Origin of the sequence: Pseudovibrio exalbescens, from assembly GCF_028737195.1 — a bacterium.
Taxonomy (GTDB): Bacteria; Pseudomonadota; Alphaproteobacteria; order Rhizobiales; family Stappiaceae; genus Pseudovibrio; species Pseudovibrio zosterae.
Genome location: NZ_JAQZAJ010000003.1, coordinates 378,993 through 396,090, shown reverse-complemented (window position 1 = coordinate 396,090; position 17,098 = coordinate 378,993). Strand labels below are relative to the sequence as shown.

19 protein-coding genes are annotated in these 17,098 nt (G+C 56.9%); 10 read left to right on the top strand and 9 right to left on the bottom strand.

Features of this window, described 5'->3' with window-relative positions:
- Positions 1 to 324: 324 nt before the first annotated feature.
- The 4 genes from purC (at position 325) to purQ (ending at position 2,351) form a co-directional block, all read left to right on the top strand.
- Positions 325 to 1,089: a phosphoribosylaminoimidazolesuccinocarboxamide synthase gene (gene purC / locus PUV47_RS11180; RefSeq protein ID WP_274218645.1), complete on the top strand. Its 765-nt coding sequence runs from the start codon at positions 325 to 327 to the stop codon at positions 1,087 to 1,089.
- 177 nt (positions 1,090 to 1,266) lie between these two features.
- The gene (gene purS / locus PUV47_RS11175; RefSeq protein ID WP_274218644.1) at positions 1,267 to 1,506 is read left to right on the top strand and encodes a phosphoribosylformylglycinamidine synthase subunit PurS; all 240 of its coding nucleotides are present in this window, start codon (positions 1,267 to 1,269) and stop codon (positions 1,504 to 1,506) included.
- Positions 1,507 to 1,521: 15 nt separating this feature from the next.
- Positions 1,522 to 1,650: a phosphoribosylformylglycinamidine synthase-associated small membrane protein gene (locus tag PUV47_RS11170; protein WP_274218643.1), complete on the top strand. Its 129-nt coding sequence runs from the start codon at positions 1,522 to 1,524 to the stop codon at positions 1,648 to 1,650.
- A gap of 26 nt (positions 1,651 to 1,676) precedes the next feature.
- Complete coding sequence (purQ, locus tag PUV47_RS11165; protein ID WP_274218642.1) at positions 1,677 to 2,351, top strand: phosphoribosylformylglycinamidine synthase subunit PurQ; 675 nt, start codon at positions 1,677 to 1,679, stop codon at positions 2,349 to 2,351.
- Positions 2,352 to 2,423: 72 nt separating this feature from the next.
- On the opposite strand, the gene chrA is transcribed toward purQ, so the two are convergent.
- Together chrA and PUV47_RS11155 are read right to left on the bottom strand one after the other, a co-directional pair.
- Positions 2,424 to 3,662, bottom strand: coding sequence for a chromate efflux transporter (gene chrA / locus PUV47_RS11160; protein WP_274218641.1), 1,239 nt, complete (start codon positions 3,660 to 3,662; stop codon positions 2,424 to 2,426).
- A 41-nt stretch (positions 3,663 to 3,703) separates the two neighbouring features.
- Positions 3,704 to 4,510 (bottom strand): helix-turn-helix domain-containing protein, encoded by an 807-nt coding sequence (locus PUV47_RS11155; RefSeq protein ID WP_274218640.1) that lies wholly within the window; start codon positions 4,508 to 4,510, stop codon positions 3,704 to 3,706.
- Positions 4,511 to 4,612: 102 nt separating this feature from the next.
- On the opposite strand from PUV47_RS11155, the gene PUV47_RS11150 reads away from it, so the two are divergent.
- The 5 genes from PUV47_RS11150 to PUV47_RS11130 all read left to right on the top strand — a co-directional run bounded on the left by PUV47_RS11150 (position 4,613) and on the right by PUV47_RS11130 (position 9,109).
- On the top strand, positions 4,613 to 5,152 hold the full coding sequence (locus tag PUV47_RS11150; protein WP_274218639.1) for a peroxiredoxin-like family protein: 540 nt from the start codon (positions 4,613 to 4,615) through the stop codon (positions 5,150 to 5,152).
- 509 nt (positions 5,153 to 5,661) lie between these two features.
- A complete protein-coding gene (purL, locus tag PUV47_RS11145; RefSeq protein ID WP_425313756.1) occupies positions 5,662 to 7,863 on the top strand; it encodes a phosphoribosylformylglycinamidine synthase subunit PurL in 2,202 nt (733 codons plus the stop codon).
- Positions 7,864 to 7,942: 79 nt separating this feature from the next.
- Positions 7,943 to 8,176, top strand: coding sequence for a BolA family protein (locus PUV47_RS11140; protein WP_274218637.1), 234 nt, complete (start codon positions 7,943 to 7,945; stop codon positions 8,174 to 8,176).
- Positions 8,177 to 8,302: 126 nt separating this feature from the next.
- Positions 8,303 to 8,638, top strand: coding sequence for a Grx4 family monothiol glutaredoxin (gene grxD / locus PUV47_RS11135; protein ID WP_274218636.1), 336 nt, complete (start codon positions 8,303 to 8,305; stop codon positions 8,636 to 8,638).
- 192 nt (positions 8,639 to 8,830) lie between these two features.
- Entirely contained in the window at positions 8,831 to 9,109 is a 279-nt protein-coding gene (locus tag PUV47_RS11130) for a hypothetical protein (RefSeq protein WP_274218635.1), read from the top strand.
- 21 nt (positions 9,110 to 9,130) lie between these two features.
- On the opposite strand, the gene PUV47_RS11125 is transcribed toward PUV47_RS11130, so the two are convergent.
- From PUV47_RS11125 to PUV47_RS11110, 4 genes are all read right to left on the bottom strand, one after another.
- Entirely contained in the window at positions 9,131 to 9,859 is a 729-nt protein-coding gene (locus PUV47_RS11125; protein ID WP_274218634.1) for a pentapeptide repeat-containing protein, read from the bottom strand.
- Between the two features lie 126 nt (positions 9,860 to 9,985).
- Positions 9,986 to 10,960: a tRNA 2-thiocytidine(32) synthetase TtcA gene (gene ttcA / locus PUV47_RS11120; protein ID WP_274218633.1), complete on the bottom strand. Its 975-nt coding sequence runs from the start codon at positions 10,958 to 10,960 to the stop codon at positions 9,986 to 9,988.
- Between the two features lie 176 nt (positions 10,961 to 11,136).
- Positions 11,137 to 11,754, bottom strand: a complete 618-nt coding sequence (gene rpsD / locus PUV47_RS11115) for a 30S ribosomal protein S4 (RefSeq protein ID WP_274218632.1) — start codon at positions 11,752 to 11,754, stop codon at positions 11,137 to 11,139.
- A 300-nt stretch (positions 11,755 to 12,054) separates the two neighbouring features.
- Entirely contained in the window at positions 12,055 to 12,837 is a 783-nt protein-coding gene (locus tag PUV47_RS11110) for an FkbM family methyltransferase (RefSeq protein ID WP_274218631.1), read from the bottom strand.
- 197 nt (positions 12,838 to 13,034) lie between these two features.
- Between PUV47_RS11110 and PUV47_RS11105 the strand changes: the two genes are divergently transcribed.
- Complete coding sequence (locus PUV47_RS11105) at positions 13,035 to 13,673, top strand: lysoplasmalogenase family protein (protein ID WP_274218630.1); 639 nt, start codon at positions 13,035 to 13,037, stop codon at positions 13,671 to 13,673.
- A 47-nt stretch (positions 13,674 to 13,720) separates the two neighbouring features.
- Here the strand turns inward: PUV47_RS11105 and PUV47_RS11100 are convergent, their stop codons facing one another.
- The 3 genes from PUV47_RS11100 to PUV47_RS11090 all read right to left on the bottom strand — a co-directional run bounded on the left by PUV47_RS11100 (position 13,721) and on the right by PUV47_RS11090 (position 16,934).
- On the bottom strand, positions 13,721 to 15,169 hold the full coding sequence (locus tag PUV47_RS11100) for an alanine/glycine:cation symporter family protein (protein WP_425313755.1): 1,449 nt from the start codon (positions 15,167 to 15,169) through the stop codon (positions 13,721 to 13,723).
- Between the two features lie 195 nt (positions 15,170 to 15,364).
- Entirely contained in the window at positions 15,365 to 16,168 is an 804-nt protein-coding gene (gene murI, locus PUV47_RS11095) for a glutamate racemase (RefSeq protein ID WP_274218628.1), read from the bottom strand.
- Entirely contained in the window at positions 16,161 to 16,934 is a 774-nt protein-coding gene (locus PUV47_RS11090; RefSeq protein WP_274218627.1) for an RNA methyltransferase, read from the bottom strand. The genes murI and PUV47_RS11090 overlap by 8 nt, the downstream gene beginning before the upstream one ends.
- Positions 16,935 to 17,098 lie beyond the last annotated feature (164 nt).

The window sequence follows — 17,098 nt, the reverse complement described above, 5'->3', positions numbered from 1 at the left end:
GCACTTCTCCCAAAGTGCGGAGAGCCGACTCTCAGCTCACCGATTTCCCTTTAATTCTAGGCGATTGGCACGCCCACGTCAAAATGGCAGTTCACCGTATCTTGTCAGAGACTGTCGGCATTTGGAGGCACTCACGCCTATTGGAAAATGGCCATTTGTGCTTTGTCCAAAAGTCGGTTAACTTCCGCGCGCACGAGCGGGGTCCCGAGCCCGCTAAGAGCCATACCCCGCCGAGCAGGCCATGAACATGGACGCCGGTGCGGCGGAGGCTGGCGGCAAAGGGCCTTGCAATTGATGTTTCTCGAACACTAGTGGTACGCGCTAATGAACCGCCGCAGGCGAATTTACGAAGGCAAGGCCAAGATTCTTTACGAAGGGCCTGAGCCAGGTACACTGATCCAGCATTTCAAAGACGATGCGACGGCCTTCAACAACCAGAAGCATGAGGTTATTGACGGCAAGGGCGTGCTGAACAATCGGATTTCCGAGTACATCTTCACCAACCTGAACAATCTCGGCATTCCGACCCACTTCCTGCGCCGCCTGAACATGCGCGAGCAGCTCATTCGCGAAGTGGAAGTGATTCCGATCGAGCTCGTTGTCCGCAACGTGGCTGCTGGCTCGTTGAGCAAGCGCCTTGGCGTTGAAGAAGGCACGCAGCTGCCGCGCTCCATCATCGAGTTCTATTACAAGAACGATGAGCTGGGTGACCCGCTGGTCTCTGAAGAGCACATCACGGCATTTGGCTGGGCAACGCCTCAAGAGCTAGATGACATGATGGCTCTGGGCATTCGCATCAACGACTTCCTGTCGGGCCTGTTCATGGGTGTCGGCATCCGCCTTGTTGACTTCAAGATCGAGCTTGGCCGCCTTATCGAAGGCGACATGATGCGCATTGTTCTGGCTGATGAAATCTCTCCAGACAGCTGCCGTTTGTGGGACACCAAGACCAATGACAAGCTCGACAAGGATCGCTTCCGTCAGAATATGGGCGGCATGGTTGAAGCCTATCAGGAAGTCGCACGCCGTCTCGGCATCCTGATCGAGAACGACCGTCCACAGGGCGGTGGTCCTGTGCTGGTTAAGTAGTTCAGCCTCTCTTGAGACTGACCAGCGAACGCGAAGAAAACGGGGCGACATATGTGATCGCCCCTTATTTTTTCCTTTAATCGCACGCTTGTCCGGGGTAAGAGACCCTCGACAATTTGGCGCTGTTTTTCTGCGGCGCTCAGCGACACGACCCAATTCAGAGGACCAGACAAAACCATGAAAGCACGCGTGACCGTTACCCTTAAGAACGGCGTTCTTGACCCTCAGGGCAAAGCAATCGAAGGCTCTCTGGGCTCTCTCGGTTTTGATGGTGTTGAAGGTGTCCGTCAGGGCAAGGTGTTTGACATCGTATTGACCGATCGCGATGCAGAAGCTGCAAAGGCAGAAATCGAAGCCATGTGCGAAAAGCTTCTCGCCAACACGGTGATCGAGAACTACGCCATCGAGCTGCTCTAGTCTGAGGCTGAGTGCATGCAGGACACATCCAAAGCGCAACAAGATGATACCCGGAAGATCGTTCGCTTCCTGGCCATCAAGGCGGCTGTGTTCATCCTGCTACCCATGCTGCTCTCCCTCCTCGCAGTTTTAATCCTTCTGTAACTCATAGAAAGCTGAGCTAAGGTCCTATGAAGTCCGCAGTCATCATCTTCCCCGGCTCCAACCGGGACCGCGACATGATCAAGGCGCTGGAGAAAATCTCCGGACAGCCTGTCGCCACCGTCTGGCACACTGAAACCGCACTTCCGGATGTGGACCTCGTGGTCCTTCCCGGCGGGTTCTCCTACGGGGATTATTTGCGTTCAGGCGCTATTGCTGCCCGTTCGCCAATCATGCAAGCCGTCAAGGACGCTGCGGATAAGGGCCGTCACGTTCTTGGCGTTTGCAATGGGTTCCAGATGCTCACCGAAGCGGGCCTCCTGCCTGGTGCCTTGATGCGCAACGCCTCCCTGCACTTCGTGTGCAAGGAAGTGATGCTCAAGACCGAAAACACCAATACCGCCTTCACCTCCAAGATGGAGAAAGGCGCAGTATGGCGCTGCCCGGTTGCCCACCACGACGGCAACTATTTTGCGGACGCAGAAACGCTGGCCCAGATCGAAGGCAATGGTCAGGTTGCCTTCCGCTATGCAGACGGCACAAATCCAAACGGCTCCCTGAACGACATCGCCGGCATCACCAATGCCAAGGGCAACGTTCTAGGCATGATGCCGCATCCGGAAAATCTCATCGAAGATCTGCACGGCGGCCTGCAGGGCCGCGCCATGTTCGAAAGCGTTTTCGCGAACTTGGCAGCAGCCTGATCTATCTGAAAAAAAATACAGAAAAGCCCGCTCAGTGAGCGGGCTTTTTGTTTTTTCTAGGAACCGGCAATATCAGCCGAGCAACAGCTTCATGGCGATACCGGCGCCCCCCAGAAGCACAACAACAATCCAAGGTGCCAACTTCCATCGCACCAACAGGATGAAACCAGCAAGAGCCACTGCAAAGTCGGCGGGGCTTAGCACCGCGCTGGTCCAGACGGGGTTGTAGAGGGCTGCGCCCAAAATTCCGACCACCGCAGCGTTGGCACCGCGCATGGCAGCACGCGCGTCAGGACGAGCACCAATGGTGTTCCAGAACGGCAGCGCTGCAATGAGCAATAAAAAGCCCGGAAGGAACACCGCCAGTGTTGCCACCAGCGCCCCAAGAAGGCCGCCAATGGGCTCAGACATGGCCGCCCCGAGGTAGGATGCGAAGGTAAAGAGCGGGCCCGGCATCGCTTGCGCGGCACCATAACCTGCCAGAAAACTCTCGCTGCTCAGCCAACCGGTAGAGACCACCTCGGTCTGAAGCAAAGGCAGAACAACATGCCCGCCGCCGAAAACAAGGGCCCCGGCCCGGTAGAAGCCGTCAAAAACACTAAGCGCCGTATCGGAGGAGCCACCGGCCACCAGCGGTACGCCAATCAGCAAAAGCAGGAACACGGCAAATGAGATGCCTGCCGCAGTAACGCTGACCGGAAACCGCATATGGCTTTCGCCGCTGTCAGAGGGATCGCGCAACAGCACGAAACCGGCTACCACACCAAAGATGATGGCGAGAATCTGACCGCCTGCAGTTGCCAAAAACGTGACCACAAAAACCGAGATCACGGCAATGGCCGCGCGCTCCTTGTCCGGGCATAAGTTTTGCGCCATCCCCCAAACTGCTTGCGCCACGACGGCAACCGCCACCAGCTTCAGACCGTGAATAAGTCCAAGACCGACCGGACCGCCAAAGGCATCTGCACCATAGGCAAAAGCAATGAGGATTAAGGCGGAAGGAAGCGTAAACGCGGTAAAGGCGGCCAAAGCGCCAAGTGGCCCCGCACGCAGCAAGCCCAGCGCGAAGCCGACCTGAGAACTGGCCGGACCAGGCAAGAACTGACACAGCGCCACAAGGTCAGCATACCGCTCTTCGGAGACCCACTGACGGCGCTGCACCAGCTCGTCGCGGAAGTATCCAAGGTGCGCAATAGGCCCGCCGAAAGACGTCACCCCCAACTTGAGAAAGGCCGAAAAGACCTCACCCGGTGTGCCCTCTGTCTTTCCGTGAGAGCCTTCCTGCGGCTCTCTTTTAACTTCATTTGTCATTTCACCACTAAAACTCTTGTTAAACCACTGGCTCAAAAGCTTTAAGCCACCCGAGAGATCTCGAGTGCCGTGCCTTCATTCTTGGTCTCACGGGGTGAAACGCCATAGTATCGGCGGTACGCACGCGAGAGCGCTACGGGTGAGGCGAACCCAACACGTGCGGCAACAGATTTCAAAGGACGCCCCGCCTCCAGCTCAAGATGAGCCACGGCCAACCGCCATTCTGTCAAATAGGCCCCCGGCGTCTTGCCAAGCACCTCCTTGAACCCCGTCGCAAACTGGGTACGGGACATGCCCGCCACATCAGCAAGGGTTTCAAGACGCCAGCTTTTCTCCGGTGCCTCATGCATTGCAACAATGGCTTGTGCCAGCTTGGGATGCCCAAGTCCAGCGATCAATCCAACGTCCGCGACACCCGCCTTAATTGCATGCCTTAACAAGCGGATGACAACCACCTCGCAAAGCCTTCCGAAAACGGCAGGACCGCCACAACGCGGAACAGTGACCTCCTCAACCAACAGATCTGCCACCGATGCGAGGTCTGGTGTTTCACTCAGGTTTACAAGCACTTGCGCTGGCAACGCTTGGGAAATGAGGGAGCCCGGCCCACCAATCACCACAGAGGCCGCCACCAACAACGAGCGGTCCTTGCAAAGCTCGAACGCACCAGAGGCTTCGCTGTCCGCATGAGGCAGAAACACAAGTTTGCGATGCTGGGTCTGATGGCAGTCATAAATGAAGAAGTTTCCAATGGGAGTGACCTGGCCGCCGCTGGCGGTGATGGCCGCCTTGACACGGAACTTCTCGATAATGCCCCACAACCGATCAAGGTTTCTCTGCTCGGCCATTTCCGTACTCCAAGTCACCTTTTACGAACAAAATATAATCTATAGTTCGATATCCTACCAACAACTACCGAGAAGACAACACTCAAACTCTGGAGAAACGAAATGCTCATTCCACGCCAGCCTGTCCCTTCCCTCAGTGTTCCGCTTGTCGACGGCGGCACTTTTGATTTGGCCTCAGAGACACCTGAGTTCGCAACCATGGTTGTCTTCTATCGCGGCCTGCATTGCCCGATTTGCGCCACCTACCTGAAAGAGCTTGAAGCGCTGACGCCGCAGTTCAATGAAAAAGGGGTAACAACTCTTGCGCTGTCTTCAGATGACGCAGGCCGCGCAGCAGAATTTGCTACCAAGATTGGCGCGAATAACTTGCGTGTCGGGCATTCCGTTTCCCTGCCCAAGGCAAAGGAATGGGGCCTCTACATTTCAGAGGGCCACGGCACCACATCCATCGGCATTGAAGAGCCTGCCAAGTTTTCCGAACCCGGCCTGTTTCTGATCAAGCCGGATGGCACGCTCTACTTCGGCAACGTGCAGACCATGCCGTTCGCGCGGCCTGACTTCAACCCCCTGTTGGGCGCGCTGGATTTCGTCAAGGCCAAAAACTATCCGGCCCGCGGCGAATACACAGGCCCGGTAGCCTGACACCAGACCGCACCTGACAGAGGGAATAACTGCCTCGCCCCAAGCGGCGCGGCAGTTTGCGTTGGTGGTTGAAAGAATTTGAAAGGATTTGAACAAAACACGGATTTCTTGCATTGGCCCGCAGACCGTGACCGGAAGATGGGATTGCCGCCGCGCTGAAGGCACCAGATGCAGGATGTGGACCACCATTCGCCTTCGCGCTTGCCGGAACAGTTATCCCCCTCACCCGTGAAGCTGGTTACGCTGAGGAAGTCAGCGGCTGTGTCGCCACCTTCCACCCCACCGCACCTGCGGCGACGGTTTTGACGGCGCTGCCATCAAGGACCAGAAAATGGAAAGAGGCCCGATGCGCAACCGGTGCACCTGCCCCATCTCGCTGAAAATTGCGGCACCTGCCAGATTTTTCATCGACAAAACACAGATGTAGATTTCACTTTCCCGGCCCAATCTGCTAGGAGACACCTAACTTCGGTCCGGCGTCCCGCGCCCTTTCAAGCAGTCAGAAAGTGATGATCCAGAACACCGTCAAGATCACCCCCGAACTCATCGCAGCCCACGGCCTCAAACCAGATGAATACGAGCGTATTCTGGAGTTGATTGGCCGCGAGCCGACTTTCACAGAGCTTGGCATTTTCTCTGCCATGTGGAACGAGCACTGTTCCTACAAGTCCTCCAAGAAATGGCTCAAGACGCTGCCAACCAAGGGCCCCCGTGTGATTCAGGGTCCGGGCGAAAACGCTGGTGTTGTGGACATTGACGACGGCCAGACCGTTGTCTTCAAGATGGAAAGCCACAACCACCCCTCCTACATCGAGCCTTATCAAGGGGCGGCAACGGGTGTTGGCGGCATTTTGCGTGACGTGTTCACCATGGGAGCCCGTCCGGTAGCGGCCATGAACGCTCTGCGTTTTGGTGAGCCTGACCACCCACGGACCAAGCACCTTGTTTCCGGTGTGGTTTCCGGTGTGGGCGGCTACGGCAATTCTTTCGGTGTGCCGACCGTGGGCGGTGAAGTGGAATTCCACAAGAGCTACAACGGCAACTGTCTCGTGAACGCCTTTGCTGCAGGTCTTGCTGATGCAGACAAGATCTTCCTGTCTGAAGCAAAGGGTGTCGGCCTTCCGGTCGTTTACCTTGGCGCAAAGACCGGCCGCGACGGTGTGGGCGGTGCGACCATGGCATCCGCCGAATTCGATGACACCATCGAGGAAAAGCGCCCAACCGTTCAGGTGGGTGACCCGTTCACCGAAAAGTGCCTTCTGGAAGCCTGCCTTGAACTGATGAAGACCGGCGCCGTGATCGCCATTCAGGACATGGGCGCAGCCGGGCTGACCTGTTCCGCCGTTGAAATGGGCGCGAAGGGCAATCTCGGGATCGAGCTGGACCTGAACAAGGTGCCAGTGCGCGAAGAAAACATGAGCGCCTATGAGATGATGCTCTCTGAAAGCCAGGAGCGCATGCTCATGGTTCTGGAGCCATCCAAGGAAGATGTTGCTCAAGCCATCTTCAAGAAATGGGGTCTGGACTTTGCGGTTGTGGGTGTCACAACCGATACGCTCCGCTTTGTGATCAAGCACCACGGCGAAGTCATGGCTGACCTGCCGATCAAGGAACTGGGCGACGAAGCCCCGGAATATGACCGTCCTTGGCTGCCGTGGGCAGAACCAGCCGCCATTCCGGCCGACCAGATCGCAGCACCTGCGGACTACACAGAGGCGCTTCTCAAACTGGTCGGCTCCGCCAACGGCTCTTCCCGTCGCTGGGTCTATGAGCAGTATGACACCCTCATTCAGGGCAACTCCGCGGCCACACCGGGTGGTGATGCAGGCGTGATCCGCGTGGAAGGCACCAACAAGGGGCTTGCGTTCACCGTGGATGTGAACCCGCGCTACTGTTATGCCAACCCGTTTGAAGGGGGCAAGCAAGCCGTTGCAGAGACCTACCGCAACCTGTCCGCTGTTGGTGCACTGCCATTGGCAACCACTGATAACCTGAACTTCGGCAACCCTGAAAAGCCGGAGATCATGGGCCAGTTCGTGGGCTGCCTGAAAGGCATTGGAGAGGCCTGTGAGGTGCTGGAAACCCCGATCGTTTCCGGCAACGTGTCGCTTTACAACGAGACACACGGCGAAGGCATCCTGCCAACTCCAGCCATTGGCGCTGTTGGCCTGCTGAAAGACGTGACCAAGCGCGTTGGCAGTGCTTTTGTTGCAGAAGGCGAAACCATTCTCCTGATCGGCGGTCACGGCACACACCTGGGACAGAGCCAGTACATGGCTGAGGTTCTGGGGCGTGAAGAAGGCGCACCGCCACCTGTTGATCTTGCAAAGGAAAAGCGCAACGGCACCTTCGTTCGCAACAGCATTGAATCGGGCCGCGTCACAGCCGTTCACGACATTTCTTCGGGCGGTCTGGCAGTTGCTCTGGCTGAAATGGCCATTTCCGGTAAGATGGGCGCAACTGTAAAGCTTGACCTCGAAAATGTTCATGCCAAGATGTTTGGTGAAGATCAGGGGCGGTATGTCGTCACCATCACCAACGCCGAGCTGGCTGCCTTCATGGAAGACGCCATTGATCTGGGCATTGGGGTGGAAGAACTGGGAACCACGGGCGGCACGGATTTGAACTTTGCAAATCTGACCACCATATCCGTCAGTAAGCTGTCACAGGCTCATGAAGCATGGTTCCCTGAGTTCATGGCGCACGCCTGATCCAGCGAACACAACAGACAAACGCGCTTCCAGATCAGACGCGACTGGAAGCGCACATTTCAGGAGAGGAGGCGATCGCATGGCAATGGACGCGGCTGAAATTCAGAGCATGATCAAAGAGGCTCTGCCCGACGCCCATGTTGAAATTCGCGATCTGGCCGGTGACGGTGACCACTACGCAGCTGTTGTGGTTTCTGAAGCATTTCGGGGGAAGTCGCGTGTTCAGCAGCACCAGATGGTGTTCAAGGCTCTAAAGGGCCGTATGGGCGGAGAGCTGCATGCCCTCGCCTTGCAAACCTCGGCTCCGGAATAAGTTTCTGGACACAGCCTTCGAGCTGTGACATGCACGGGCGAACTCTGTAAAAAGCCCTAGGCAATCATCAATTTCTACAAGACCGTCACCAGACTTTGACCCTGGTAGACAAGAGGACGAACAAGTATGAGCGATATCAAGGCTTGGATCCAAAACGAAGTAGACACCAATGACGTTGTGCTGTTCATGAAAGGCACCCCGTCCTTTCCACAGTGTGGCTTCTCAGGTCAGGTTGTGCAGATCCTTGACTACGTCGGCGTAAAGTACGTTGGCCACAACGTTCTGGAAGATGATGCCCTGCGCAATGGCATCAAGGAATTTTCCGACTGGCCAACCATTCCTCAGCTCTACGTCAAGGGCGAGTTTGTTGGCGGCTGCGATATCGTGCGCGAAATGTTCCAGTCTCAAGAGCTGAAAGCCATGTTCAACGAAAAAGGCATCGAGACCACTCAGGAAGCCTGAGTGCCCGAACACCATCGTTGGCGAAATGACTTTATCGGCGGGCTTTGCTCGCCGATTTTCGTTTGAGATGAATGCAACATGAACGCGAAGTTCAGCCCCACTACAGTCAAGTATCGCTATGATGCCCTTGTAGTGAGGTCGGCAACACCTCACATCCTGAACGAAAACTGATTGGTAACGAGGGGCAAGACCATGAAAAAGCTGAGTAGCCTGGTCTTATCCGCCCTGTTTCTGGTGGCGGGCGCATATTCATTCCTGAACGCATCTCCGACGCAGCTTCGGAAGGTGGAATGCGCGCGCCTTACTGTGTTCACGCCCTACTTCACCATGAGCGCTGAGGCTGTGTGCCGATCTCATGGCGGTTTGGCCACCGAAGCCAAGACAACCGCACAAGAAAACCTCGTGATCCTGATGCGTGACAAGCCCATGGGCACCTTCCACGGCAAAGCCTACTACGAAGCCGACCACTAACCCGTCTTTTTGCAAACTTCTTCATCGGCTGCTCGGGGTTGCCCGCGCTTCATCGCCCGGCGACAACCGGATGGAGCGGCGCTTGTACATGGGACCGTCAATGGGCTGGACCTCCACAGGCGGCTGGTATTGACCATAGAGTGCCGCTGCAGCATCCCCGCCCCCCGGACACGGAAGCTGCTCCACGAGCGCATAAAAGGAACGCGGTGAGATGTTCGGCGGGTGCTGCTCCGGATAATGCCCCCCAGAAAGTACGGCCCCTTCAAAGGGCACTTCCCACAGCTCCGCCTTGTCAAAACAACTGCCCCGAAGATCCGTTGCATCCAGAATAACGGTTTGAAGATCGGCTTCCGTGAAATCCACACCGCGCAGGGCGCTGGCATAAAACGTGACATTGCGCAGCTCGGCACCGCGGAAAGAGGCCCGGTTCAATGTGGTGAGGGAAAAGTCCACATTGCGAATGACAGTGCCATTGAAGTTCACGCCCGTAAGATCTGCGCCAACAAAGCTGAGGTTCTCAAAGGTCTGCCCTTCGAAACGCCGCCCGGCCCATTTTACGTTGTTCAGATTGCGGTTCGCGATCTCGCCCCATGGCAGATCCTCATCCACCGACGAGCTGGGGAACCAGTCCTGCACGCTTGGCTTGACGTTCTCGCAGGCAGCAAGAGCCATGCACAGAGCGAGTGTGAGTGCTCGCCTGCGGCCGGTCCAGAGCCCATGCCCGCGCGAATCGTGCCTTCGTGCTGTCATGCCCTTAAGATGACGCCGCCGAAAAATCACGCAACGTGAGATATGATAAAAGCCAGATCTTGTGAACAGAGATCTGGCTTACCTATCAATAGCTTATTGTAGAAAATACGGAGATTTGGACCGCAGCTACTTCTGTCCGAGATCGAACAGATTGGCGGTCATGGCAAGAGAGGCCGCGCAAGGCTCCTCCGCCTCTGCCGCCTGAGCGGTCGACGCCCCCTCAGCTGGACGAAGATTTTCGAAGTCAAACAGCTTTGCATCATGCAGGTGAGACGGGCGTACATGGGCCAGAGCGCGCGCCATGATGCCCAGACGGCCCGGCGTTTCCTTTTCCCACTGCTGCAGCATCTTCTTGACTTCCACGCGCTGCAAGCCGTCCTGAGAGCCACACAGGTTGCAAGGAATGATCGGGAACTCCATGACCTTGGAAAACTTCTCGATGTCCGCTTCCGAGGAATACATCAGCGGGCGCAGCACCATGAGGTCGCCCTCATCGTTTACCAGCTTTGGCGGCATGGAGGCCATGCGCCCCCCGTGGAACAGGTTCATGAAGAACGTTTCCAGCGCATCATCCCGGTGGTGACCAAGAACGATGGCCTCGCAGCCCTGCTCGCGCGCGATGCGGTATAGAATGCCTCTGCGCAGACGCGAACACAGCGAACAGTAGGTGCGGTTCTCCGGGATCTTGTCGGTGACGATGGAATAAGTGTCCTCGCGCACAATGATGTGCGGGATCTGGTAGCGTTCAAAGAACGCGGGCAGAATGTGCGGCGGGAAACCGGGCTGAGACTGGTCAAGGTTGCAGGCAATAAGGTCGACGGGCAAAAGGCCGCGCCACTTCAGGTCCATCAACACCGCAAGCAGGGTGTAGCTGTCCTTGCCCCCGGAAAGACACACCAGCCAACGGGGAGCCTTGTCCCGCGCGTCCTTGGAGATCATGGCGTAGTCATCCATGACCTGCCGGGTCTCGCGCAGCAGACGCTTTCGCAGCTTCTTGAACTCAACCGAACTGGGCACCTCGCGGAACAGCGGATGGCAATCCGCATCCACGGCCGGACCAGTGGTTTCAACGAGGGGAGGAAGCTGCGTGATATCGTCCATGGCTCTTCGTGATGCCTTGCTAGATGGAGGTGGGTTGGGAGCTTGCAGCTCCATGCACTGAACGGGGCGCAAGATGCCCGCTGGACCGCCAAAACTCAAGCGCCAATACAGCGCCTTTAAAAAGAAAAAGGCCGCCCGAAACCGGGCGGCCAAGAAACACAAACTGCCACTGGCTATTAGCGGGAATAGAATTCCACAACCAGGTTTGGTTCCATCTGTACCGGATAAGGTACGTCAGAGAACGCTGGGATGCGATTGAAGGTCGCGGTCAGCTTGTTGGTGTCTACGTCTACGTAGTCTGGCGCATCGCGTTCGTTGGACTGGATTGCTTCCAGAACGATTGCGAGCTGCTTGGACTTTTCGCGAACTTCGATAACGTCGCCTGGCTTACACAGGTAAGAGCCAACGTTTACGCGACGACCATTCACCTTCACGTGACCGTGATTGATGAACTGACGTGCTGCGAAAACGGTTGGGACGAACTTTGCGCGATACACGATAGCGTCGAGACGGCGCTCCAGCAGACCGATCAGGTTTTCGGAGGTATCGCCCTTCAGGCGAGACGCTTCCACATATGCCTTGTGGAACTGCTTTTCAGAGATGTTGCCGTAGTAGCCCTTGAGCTTCTGCTTTGCGCGCAGCTGTACGCCGAAGTCAGACAGCTTGCCCTTGCGGCGCTGACCGTGCTGACCTGGACCGTACTCACGGCGGTTTACAGGAGACTTAGGACGACCCCAGATGTTTTCACCCAACCGGCGGTCAATTTTGTACTTGGCGCTATGGCGCTTAGACATCGCAGTTTCCTTTGCGTTGCATTATTCATATTAAAGGAAACGCGCCCTCCTTTTCCCCTTGAGCCCAGAGGCTTAGAGGCTGACAGAAGTCTCGACAAGAAGCGCCTGCCGGACCCCACGGGTGCGTAAAAAATCATGGCGGCACCGAGGTGGCACCGCCAGATCACCGGGGTTCTATTGGAAACGACGTCCAGAGTCAACGGCTTACCCCGCAAAAAAGCGCAGAATTCCGCGCCCCGCCTCCCCTAAAAGACCAGGAGAGATCCGGCACCGACCAGCACCGGCGTGACAGGCTGCCCCCTATGCCGAGATAAGGGGCTGACGCCGCCAGACCTCGACCTCGTAAAGCTCGTCGATGAGAAACAGGCCGCACTCCCGAAGCAGGTTTCTTAAACGCACCAGTTCCGCCTCCGAGAGTTTGGTGGGGTGCACTTCCAGCACCAGAAGCTGAACCTGCCGAAGCGCGTCTTTGTTCTCCTCCGCCCAGCGCAACTCGCTGCCCTCAATGTCGACGATAAAGCAATCAAACGACAGATCATGCTGGCGTTCCAGCTCTTCAATGGAATAGCCGGGCACTTTGACCGTCTTGCGCCCCTGACGACGGCACAGGCTGCTGCCCCCGATAGTGGGGGCCAGATACACGGTCTCCTGCTCCCTTGCGCTGATCACCCCATGCACAATGGAGAACCGCGCGCCATTGAGGTTTCTGTTTTGGGTGAGCGCTGTCACCGCCCGCGGATCAGCGTCCAGAACCACATGACGAGCCGGATCTGCCAGCCTGCGATTGATGACGCAGGAGACAACGCCAAGCCCGCCACCAAGCTCCAGCACATGGGCGTCACTGGAAAGATACCGCGTGATCAAGCGGCGTTCGTTCCACTCATGAGCGCCCACCATGAACCGACCACGGGACGCCGAGGAGGTGAACTGCTTGGGGATTTCAAAGCGCAGCCCTTCGGTCACAAAAAACCCACCCTTCAGGTCAAACAGATAACCCAAAAAGCGTTCAACTGGCCTCAGGTTGATATGGAAGTAAGCAGCAGCCCGCGTTAAGCGCGTGACCAGATAGGGTATGGAGGTCATCTACAATGTCCCGAAGATTCTTCGTCTGCGAGTCTCCGTCACAACCTCCGTGTTTGAAACTCCCCGAATTAAGCGGGCCAGAAACGGCGGAGGATCAGCCCGTAGCGGCGAACCGGAACTCCCCCATGAGTTGCACTTGCCCTCTTTCCTAGCGTCACCTAACGAAGATGACGGGAGAGACATATCGGGGGGAAGACATGATCACCGCATTGGGACCGGCCATCATTGGCGCAAGTCTTTTATCGGCCACCATTTACGGAGCCGCATTCAGCTGGCGCGATGCCTCTGCGCTCAAGACGCTCTTGAAAACCTTGTCGCTTGCGGTGGTGTGCGTGTTGGCGGCTGCCACCGATGCACCATGGCTTCTGGTGGCGGCTCTGGCGGCCTCAAGCCTTGGCGATGCCGCACTGGCAGCTCCCGGAGACAAACGCTTTCTCGTGGGGCTGGGCAGCTTCGCCCTCGCCCACGTCCTCTACATCATCCTGTTCTGGCAGATGATCGCCCAGTTTGACATGACCGTGCTGGCCATTGCAGGCGGCGTGTTTGGCCTTCTGGCCCTGTCAACAGTGTGGTGGCTTCTGCCCTTTACCCACGACTTGAAGCTGCCTGTAGCTGTCTATGTGCTCTTGATAACGGGGATGGGCGTGCTGTCTACACAGCTGGGCGGCTTGGTGATGGCCGGTGCCCTCGCCTTTATCGCCTCGGATCTGTTGCTCTCGCTGCAGCTCTTTCGGCTGCCGGATCGCCCGAGCCTGACCGTGCCGATCTCGGTTGCATTGTGGGTGCTGTACTACGGCGGCCAGATCTCGATCTTTCTGGCACTGACCGCCGCCTGAAACGGCGACGGTCCTAAGTTTATGCGCTCCTCGTCTGTCCTCGGCTGCTATTCAGCAGGCTGCGGGAATGGCGGACGCTTTTCGGTCCAGACAGAGCCTTCAATCCCGTCACCCAGTTCCGGGTGCTCGCTGATTTCAAAGTGCGGGTCTTCCCCCGCCTTGAGCTGCGCCAGATAGTCCTTGGTCAGCAACACAACCTTGGGCGAGAGCAACAGGATGGCGACAAGGTTGATGGTGGCCATCATGCCCATGGCCGCATCCGCCGCATCAAACACGGTCTGCACCGTCTGTTGAGTGCCCCAAAACACCATGCCCAGCGCCATGATCCGGAGAATGGTGATCCCCGGCTTCCAGCCATGCTCCAGATACACCATGGCATTTTCCGCATAGGAGTAGTTCGCAACGATGGTGGTGAAGGAGAAGAACAGAATGGCCAGCGCCACAAACTGCGCCCCGATCGGGCCAATGTGCGCAACGGTTGCTGCCTGCGTCAACGCCGTTCCGGTGACATCACTGTCGAACTCGTAGATGCCGGAGAGCAGGATCAAAAGTGCAGTTGCGGTACATATCACGATGGTATCTATGAAAACGCCCAGAGCCTGCACAAAGCCCTGACTGGCCGGGTGGTGCGGGTCTGGCACGGCAGAGGCCGCAATGTTGGGCGCAGAGCCCATACCCGCCTCATTGGAAAACAAGCCGCGCTTGATGCCATTGAGCATGGCCGCCATGACCCCACCGGCAACACCGCCCACCGCCTGCTCCCAGCCGAACGCGTGCGCCACGATGCTGTAGAGCATCTGCGGAATCTCGGTGATGTTCATGAGGATCACCAGCAAGGTGACCAGCACATAAGCTCCCGCCATGAAAGGCACCACAAACTCGGCAAATCGTGAAATGCCGCGTATGCCACCAAAGATAACGAGCGCTGCGCCGATAACCAGAAGAATGCCAGAGACATAAGGAGGAATGGAAAACGCGCTTCCCATGGCCTCGGCTATGGAGTTGGACTGAACCGCATTGAAAACCAGCCCGAAAGAAAAGATGAGCACGATTGCAAACACATGTCCCATGACAGGCTGTTTCAGGCCAACGGCCATATAGCGTGCAGGCCCGCCACGGAGCTGGCCATCTTCATCAACATACTTATACAGCTGAGCCAGCGTGCTTTCCGCATAGGCGGTTGCCATGCCAACCAGCGCCACCATCCACATCCAGAAGATCGCGCCGGGGCCGCCAGAGGTGAGCGCCACCGCCACCCCCGCAATGTTGCCGGTGCCGACACGCGAAGCCAGACTGGTACAAAGCGCCTGAAACGGACTGATGCCGCTGCGGTCTTCCTTCTTGCCTTTAAACAAGACATAGAAGCACTGTCTGAAGTGGATGAATTGGAGAAAATTCAGACGGATTGTGAAGTAGATACCTACTGCCAGCAAACCGTAGATCAGAATGTAACCCCAGAATACTGTATTGAGTGCATTGATTACTGATGTGACCAAGCTCAATCTCCCTTCCGGTTGTTGTTTATGTGTGTACCTTGACGCGCCAAAACGGTTCGCCGCCTTCTGCAAAACAAGAAAGCAGACCACACGAACACAGTCACGCTGCGTCACTTTCCTTGGTCACGCAACAGTTAAGGCGGCAAAGAGCTGCGAATTAACTGAAAATGCCCATGCTTCGAAAACTGAAGCTGGTCAGAAGGTAAGAGACGGAAAGTCCTTACCCGATGTGTACCTGTAAAGAGTTGTCGTGCATTCAGCACCTGCCCCTTGTGCAAGAACACGGTCAAGCTGACGTGCTACCGCAGGCGAAGGATCAATCCACGCCACAGGCCAAGGAGCAATCTGCTCCAGTTCCTCTAGGAGAAATGGGTAGTGTGTACAACCCAATACAACGCAATCTGTGCGTTTGTCTTGATATTCCACGAAGCACGGCGAGATCTGTTGCAGCAAGAGCGCAGTATCCACATCCCGGCCCGCCATTTTGTCTTCCGCAAGCTGGGCAATACGAGTCGCGCCAACAAGTTCCACATGAACGCCCTTGGCGTATTTCGAGATGAGGTCTCGCGTATAGTCACGGCGCACCGTTCCCGGCGTGGCAAGGACCGCGACAACGCCGGAAACTGTCTTTTCAGCAGCGGGCTTTATGGCTGGCACCGTGCCAACAATCGGAAACGAAAACCGCGCTCTGAGCCGCGGCAGCACCAGCGTGGAGGCTGTATTGCAGGCAATGACAAGAGCTGAGGGCTGCCACTTTGCAGCAAACCGAGCGACGACTTCTTCAATGTGATCGCCAAGAGCCCCCTCCTCCCAATCGCCATAGGGAAAGCCCAGGTCATCCGCGACATAAAGCAGGCCTTCATTGGGCCGGTTGCGCTGGATCTGACGGGCAACGGTGAGCCCACCGATGCCACTGTCAAAAACCATGATCCGACCAACAACATCGCACTGGCCGGGTTCAATGGTAACCGGATCAACGAAGGACTGCCGTTCACTCATTACCGTACTTGGCCGGATACTTTTCGAAGCTGGCAATCACACCGCGCAGAATGCGCACTTCATTGTCCGTCAGATCGGCCTTCTGGAAGATGTTGCGCAGGCGGCGCACCGTCACCGGCTTCTTTTCCACCGGACGGAAGAAACCGCGCACATCCAGCGCGCCTTCCAAGTGCTCGAACATACGCTGAATGGCTTCCTGAGACGCAGGCTCACCTTCATAATCGTCAAGCGTGAACGGCAGCTGGCCGGACGTTGCAGTGCGGCGCCACTCATAAGCACAGACCAACACCGCCTGAGCAATGTTGAGCGAGGCGTATGAGGGATCGACCGGCAAGGTGACAATCTTGTTGGAGAGCGCCACCTCATCGTTGTTGAGGCCCCAGCGCTCGCGGCCAAACATGTAGCCGGTGGTAAGCTCCTTCTGACCAAACGCCACCGCTTCGGCCGCAGCTTCGTCCGGGCCAACAACAGGCTTGGGAATGTCGCGGTTGCGCGCGGTGGTGGCAAACAGCAACTGAATGTCGGCAACCGCGTCTTCAACCCGGTCGAAGACCTGAACCGCATCAATCACATGATCGGCACGGCTTGCAGCAGAGCGCGCCTTTTCGCTTGGCCAGCCGTCGCGCGGATTGACAATGCGCAGATCATGCAGGCCAAAGTTCGCCATGGCACGGGCCACCATGCCAATGTTCTCGCCCAGCTGCGGTTCGCACAGGATGACAACCGGCGGGCGGGAAGGTGTTGGGGTTTGTTCCATCTCAGACATGCCGCTCAGATAGCGGATCGCCCTTTCAATTTCCAGCAAAAGCCGAAGACGCCGCGGAAAAAGTCACAGGGCCGCAAAACAACAGCCCCTGGCACCACACAGACCGCCCCTCCCCCATAAGTTGCAGGTGCTGACAAATTATCGGATCGCTAATAAAATTACCC

What these genes read in the sequence shown, in the direction of transcription:
- purC (WP_274218645.1), top strand. Translation starts at nt 325, where the DNA reads ATGAACCGCCGCAGGCGAATTTACGAAGGCAAGGCCAAGATTCTTTAC.
- purS (WP_274218644.1), top strand. Translation starts at nt 1,267, where the DNA reads ATGAAAGCACGCGTGACCGTTACCCTTAAGAACGGCGTTCTTGACCCT.
- PUV47_RS11170 (WP_274218643.1), top strand. Translation starts at nt 1,522, where the DNA reads ATGCAGGACACATCCAAAGCGCAACAAGATGATACCCGGAAGATCGTT.
- purQ (WP_274218642.1), top strand. Translation starts at nt 1,677, where the DNA reads ATGAAGTCCGCAGTCATCATCTTCCCCGGCTCCAACCGGGACCGCGAC.
- chrA (WP_274218641.1), bottom strand. Translation starts at nt 3,662, where the DNA reads ATGACAAATGAAGTTAAAAGAGAGCCGCAGGAAGGCTCTCACGGAAAG.
- PUV47_RS11155 (WP_274218640.1), bottom strand. Translation starts at nt 4,510, where the DNA reads ATGGCCGAGCAGAGAAACCTTGATCGGTTGTGGGGCATTATCGAGAAG.
- PUV47_RS11150 (WP_274218639.1), top strand. Translation starts at nt 4,613, where the DNA reads ATGCTCATTCCACGCCAGCCTGTCCCTTCCCTCAGTGTTCCGCTTGTC.
- purL (WP_425313756.1), top strand. Translation starts at nt 5,662, where the DNA reads ATGATCCAGAACACCGTCAAGATCACCCCCGAACTCATCGCAGCCCAC.
- PUV47_RS11140 (WP_274218637.1), top strand. Translation starts at nt 7,943, where the DNA reads ATGGCAATGGACGCGGCTGAAATTCAGAGCATGATCAAAGAGGCTCTG.
- grxD (WP_274218636.1), top strand. Translation starts at nt 8,303, where the DNA reads ATGAGCGATATCAAGGCTTGGATCCAAAACGAAGTAGACACCAATGAC.
- PUV47_RS11130 (WP_274218635.1), top strand. Translation starts at nt 8,831, where the DNA reads ATGAAAAAGCTGAGTAGCCTGGTCTTATCCGCCCTGTTTCTGGTGGCG.
- PUV47_RS11125 (WP_274218634.1), bottom strand. Translation starts at nt 9,859, where the DNA reads ATGACAGCACGAAGGCACGATTCGCGCGGGCATGGGCTCTGGACCGGC.
- ttcA (WP_274218633.1), bottom strand. Translation starts at nt 10,960, where the DNA reads ATGGACGATATCACGCAGCTTCCTCCCCTCGTTGAAACCACTGGTCCG.
- rpsD (WP_274218632.1), bottom strand. Translation starts at nt 11,754, where the DNA reads ATGTCTAAGCGCCATAGCGCCAAGTACAAAATTGACCGCCGGTTGGGT.
- PUV47_RS11110 (WP_274218631.1), bottom strand. Translation starts at nt 12,837, where the DNA reads ATGACCTCCATACCCTATCTGGTCACGCGCTTAACGCGGGCTGCTGCT.
- PUV47_RS11105 (WP_274218630.1), top strand. Translation starts at nt 13,035, where the DNA reads ATGATCACCGCATTGGGACCGGCCATCATTGGCGCAAGTCTTTTATCG.
- murI (WP_274218628.1), bottom strand. Translation starts at nt 16,168, where the DNA reads ATGAGTGAACGGCAGTCCTTCGTTGATCCGGTTACCATTGAACCCGGC.
- PUV47_RS11090 (WP_274218627.1), bottom strand. Translation starts at nt 16,934, where the DNA reads ATGTCTGAGATGGAACAAACCCCAACACCTTCCCGCCCGCCGGTTGTC.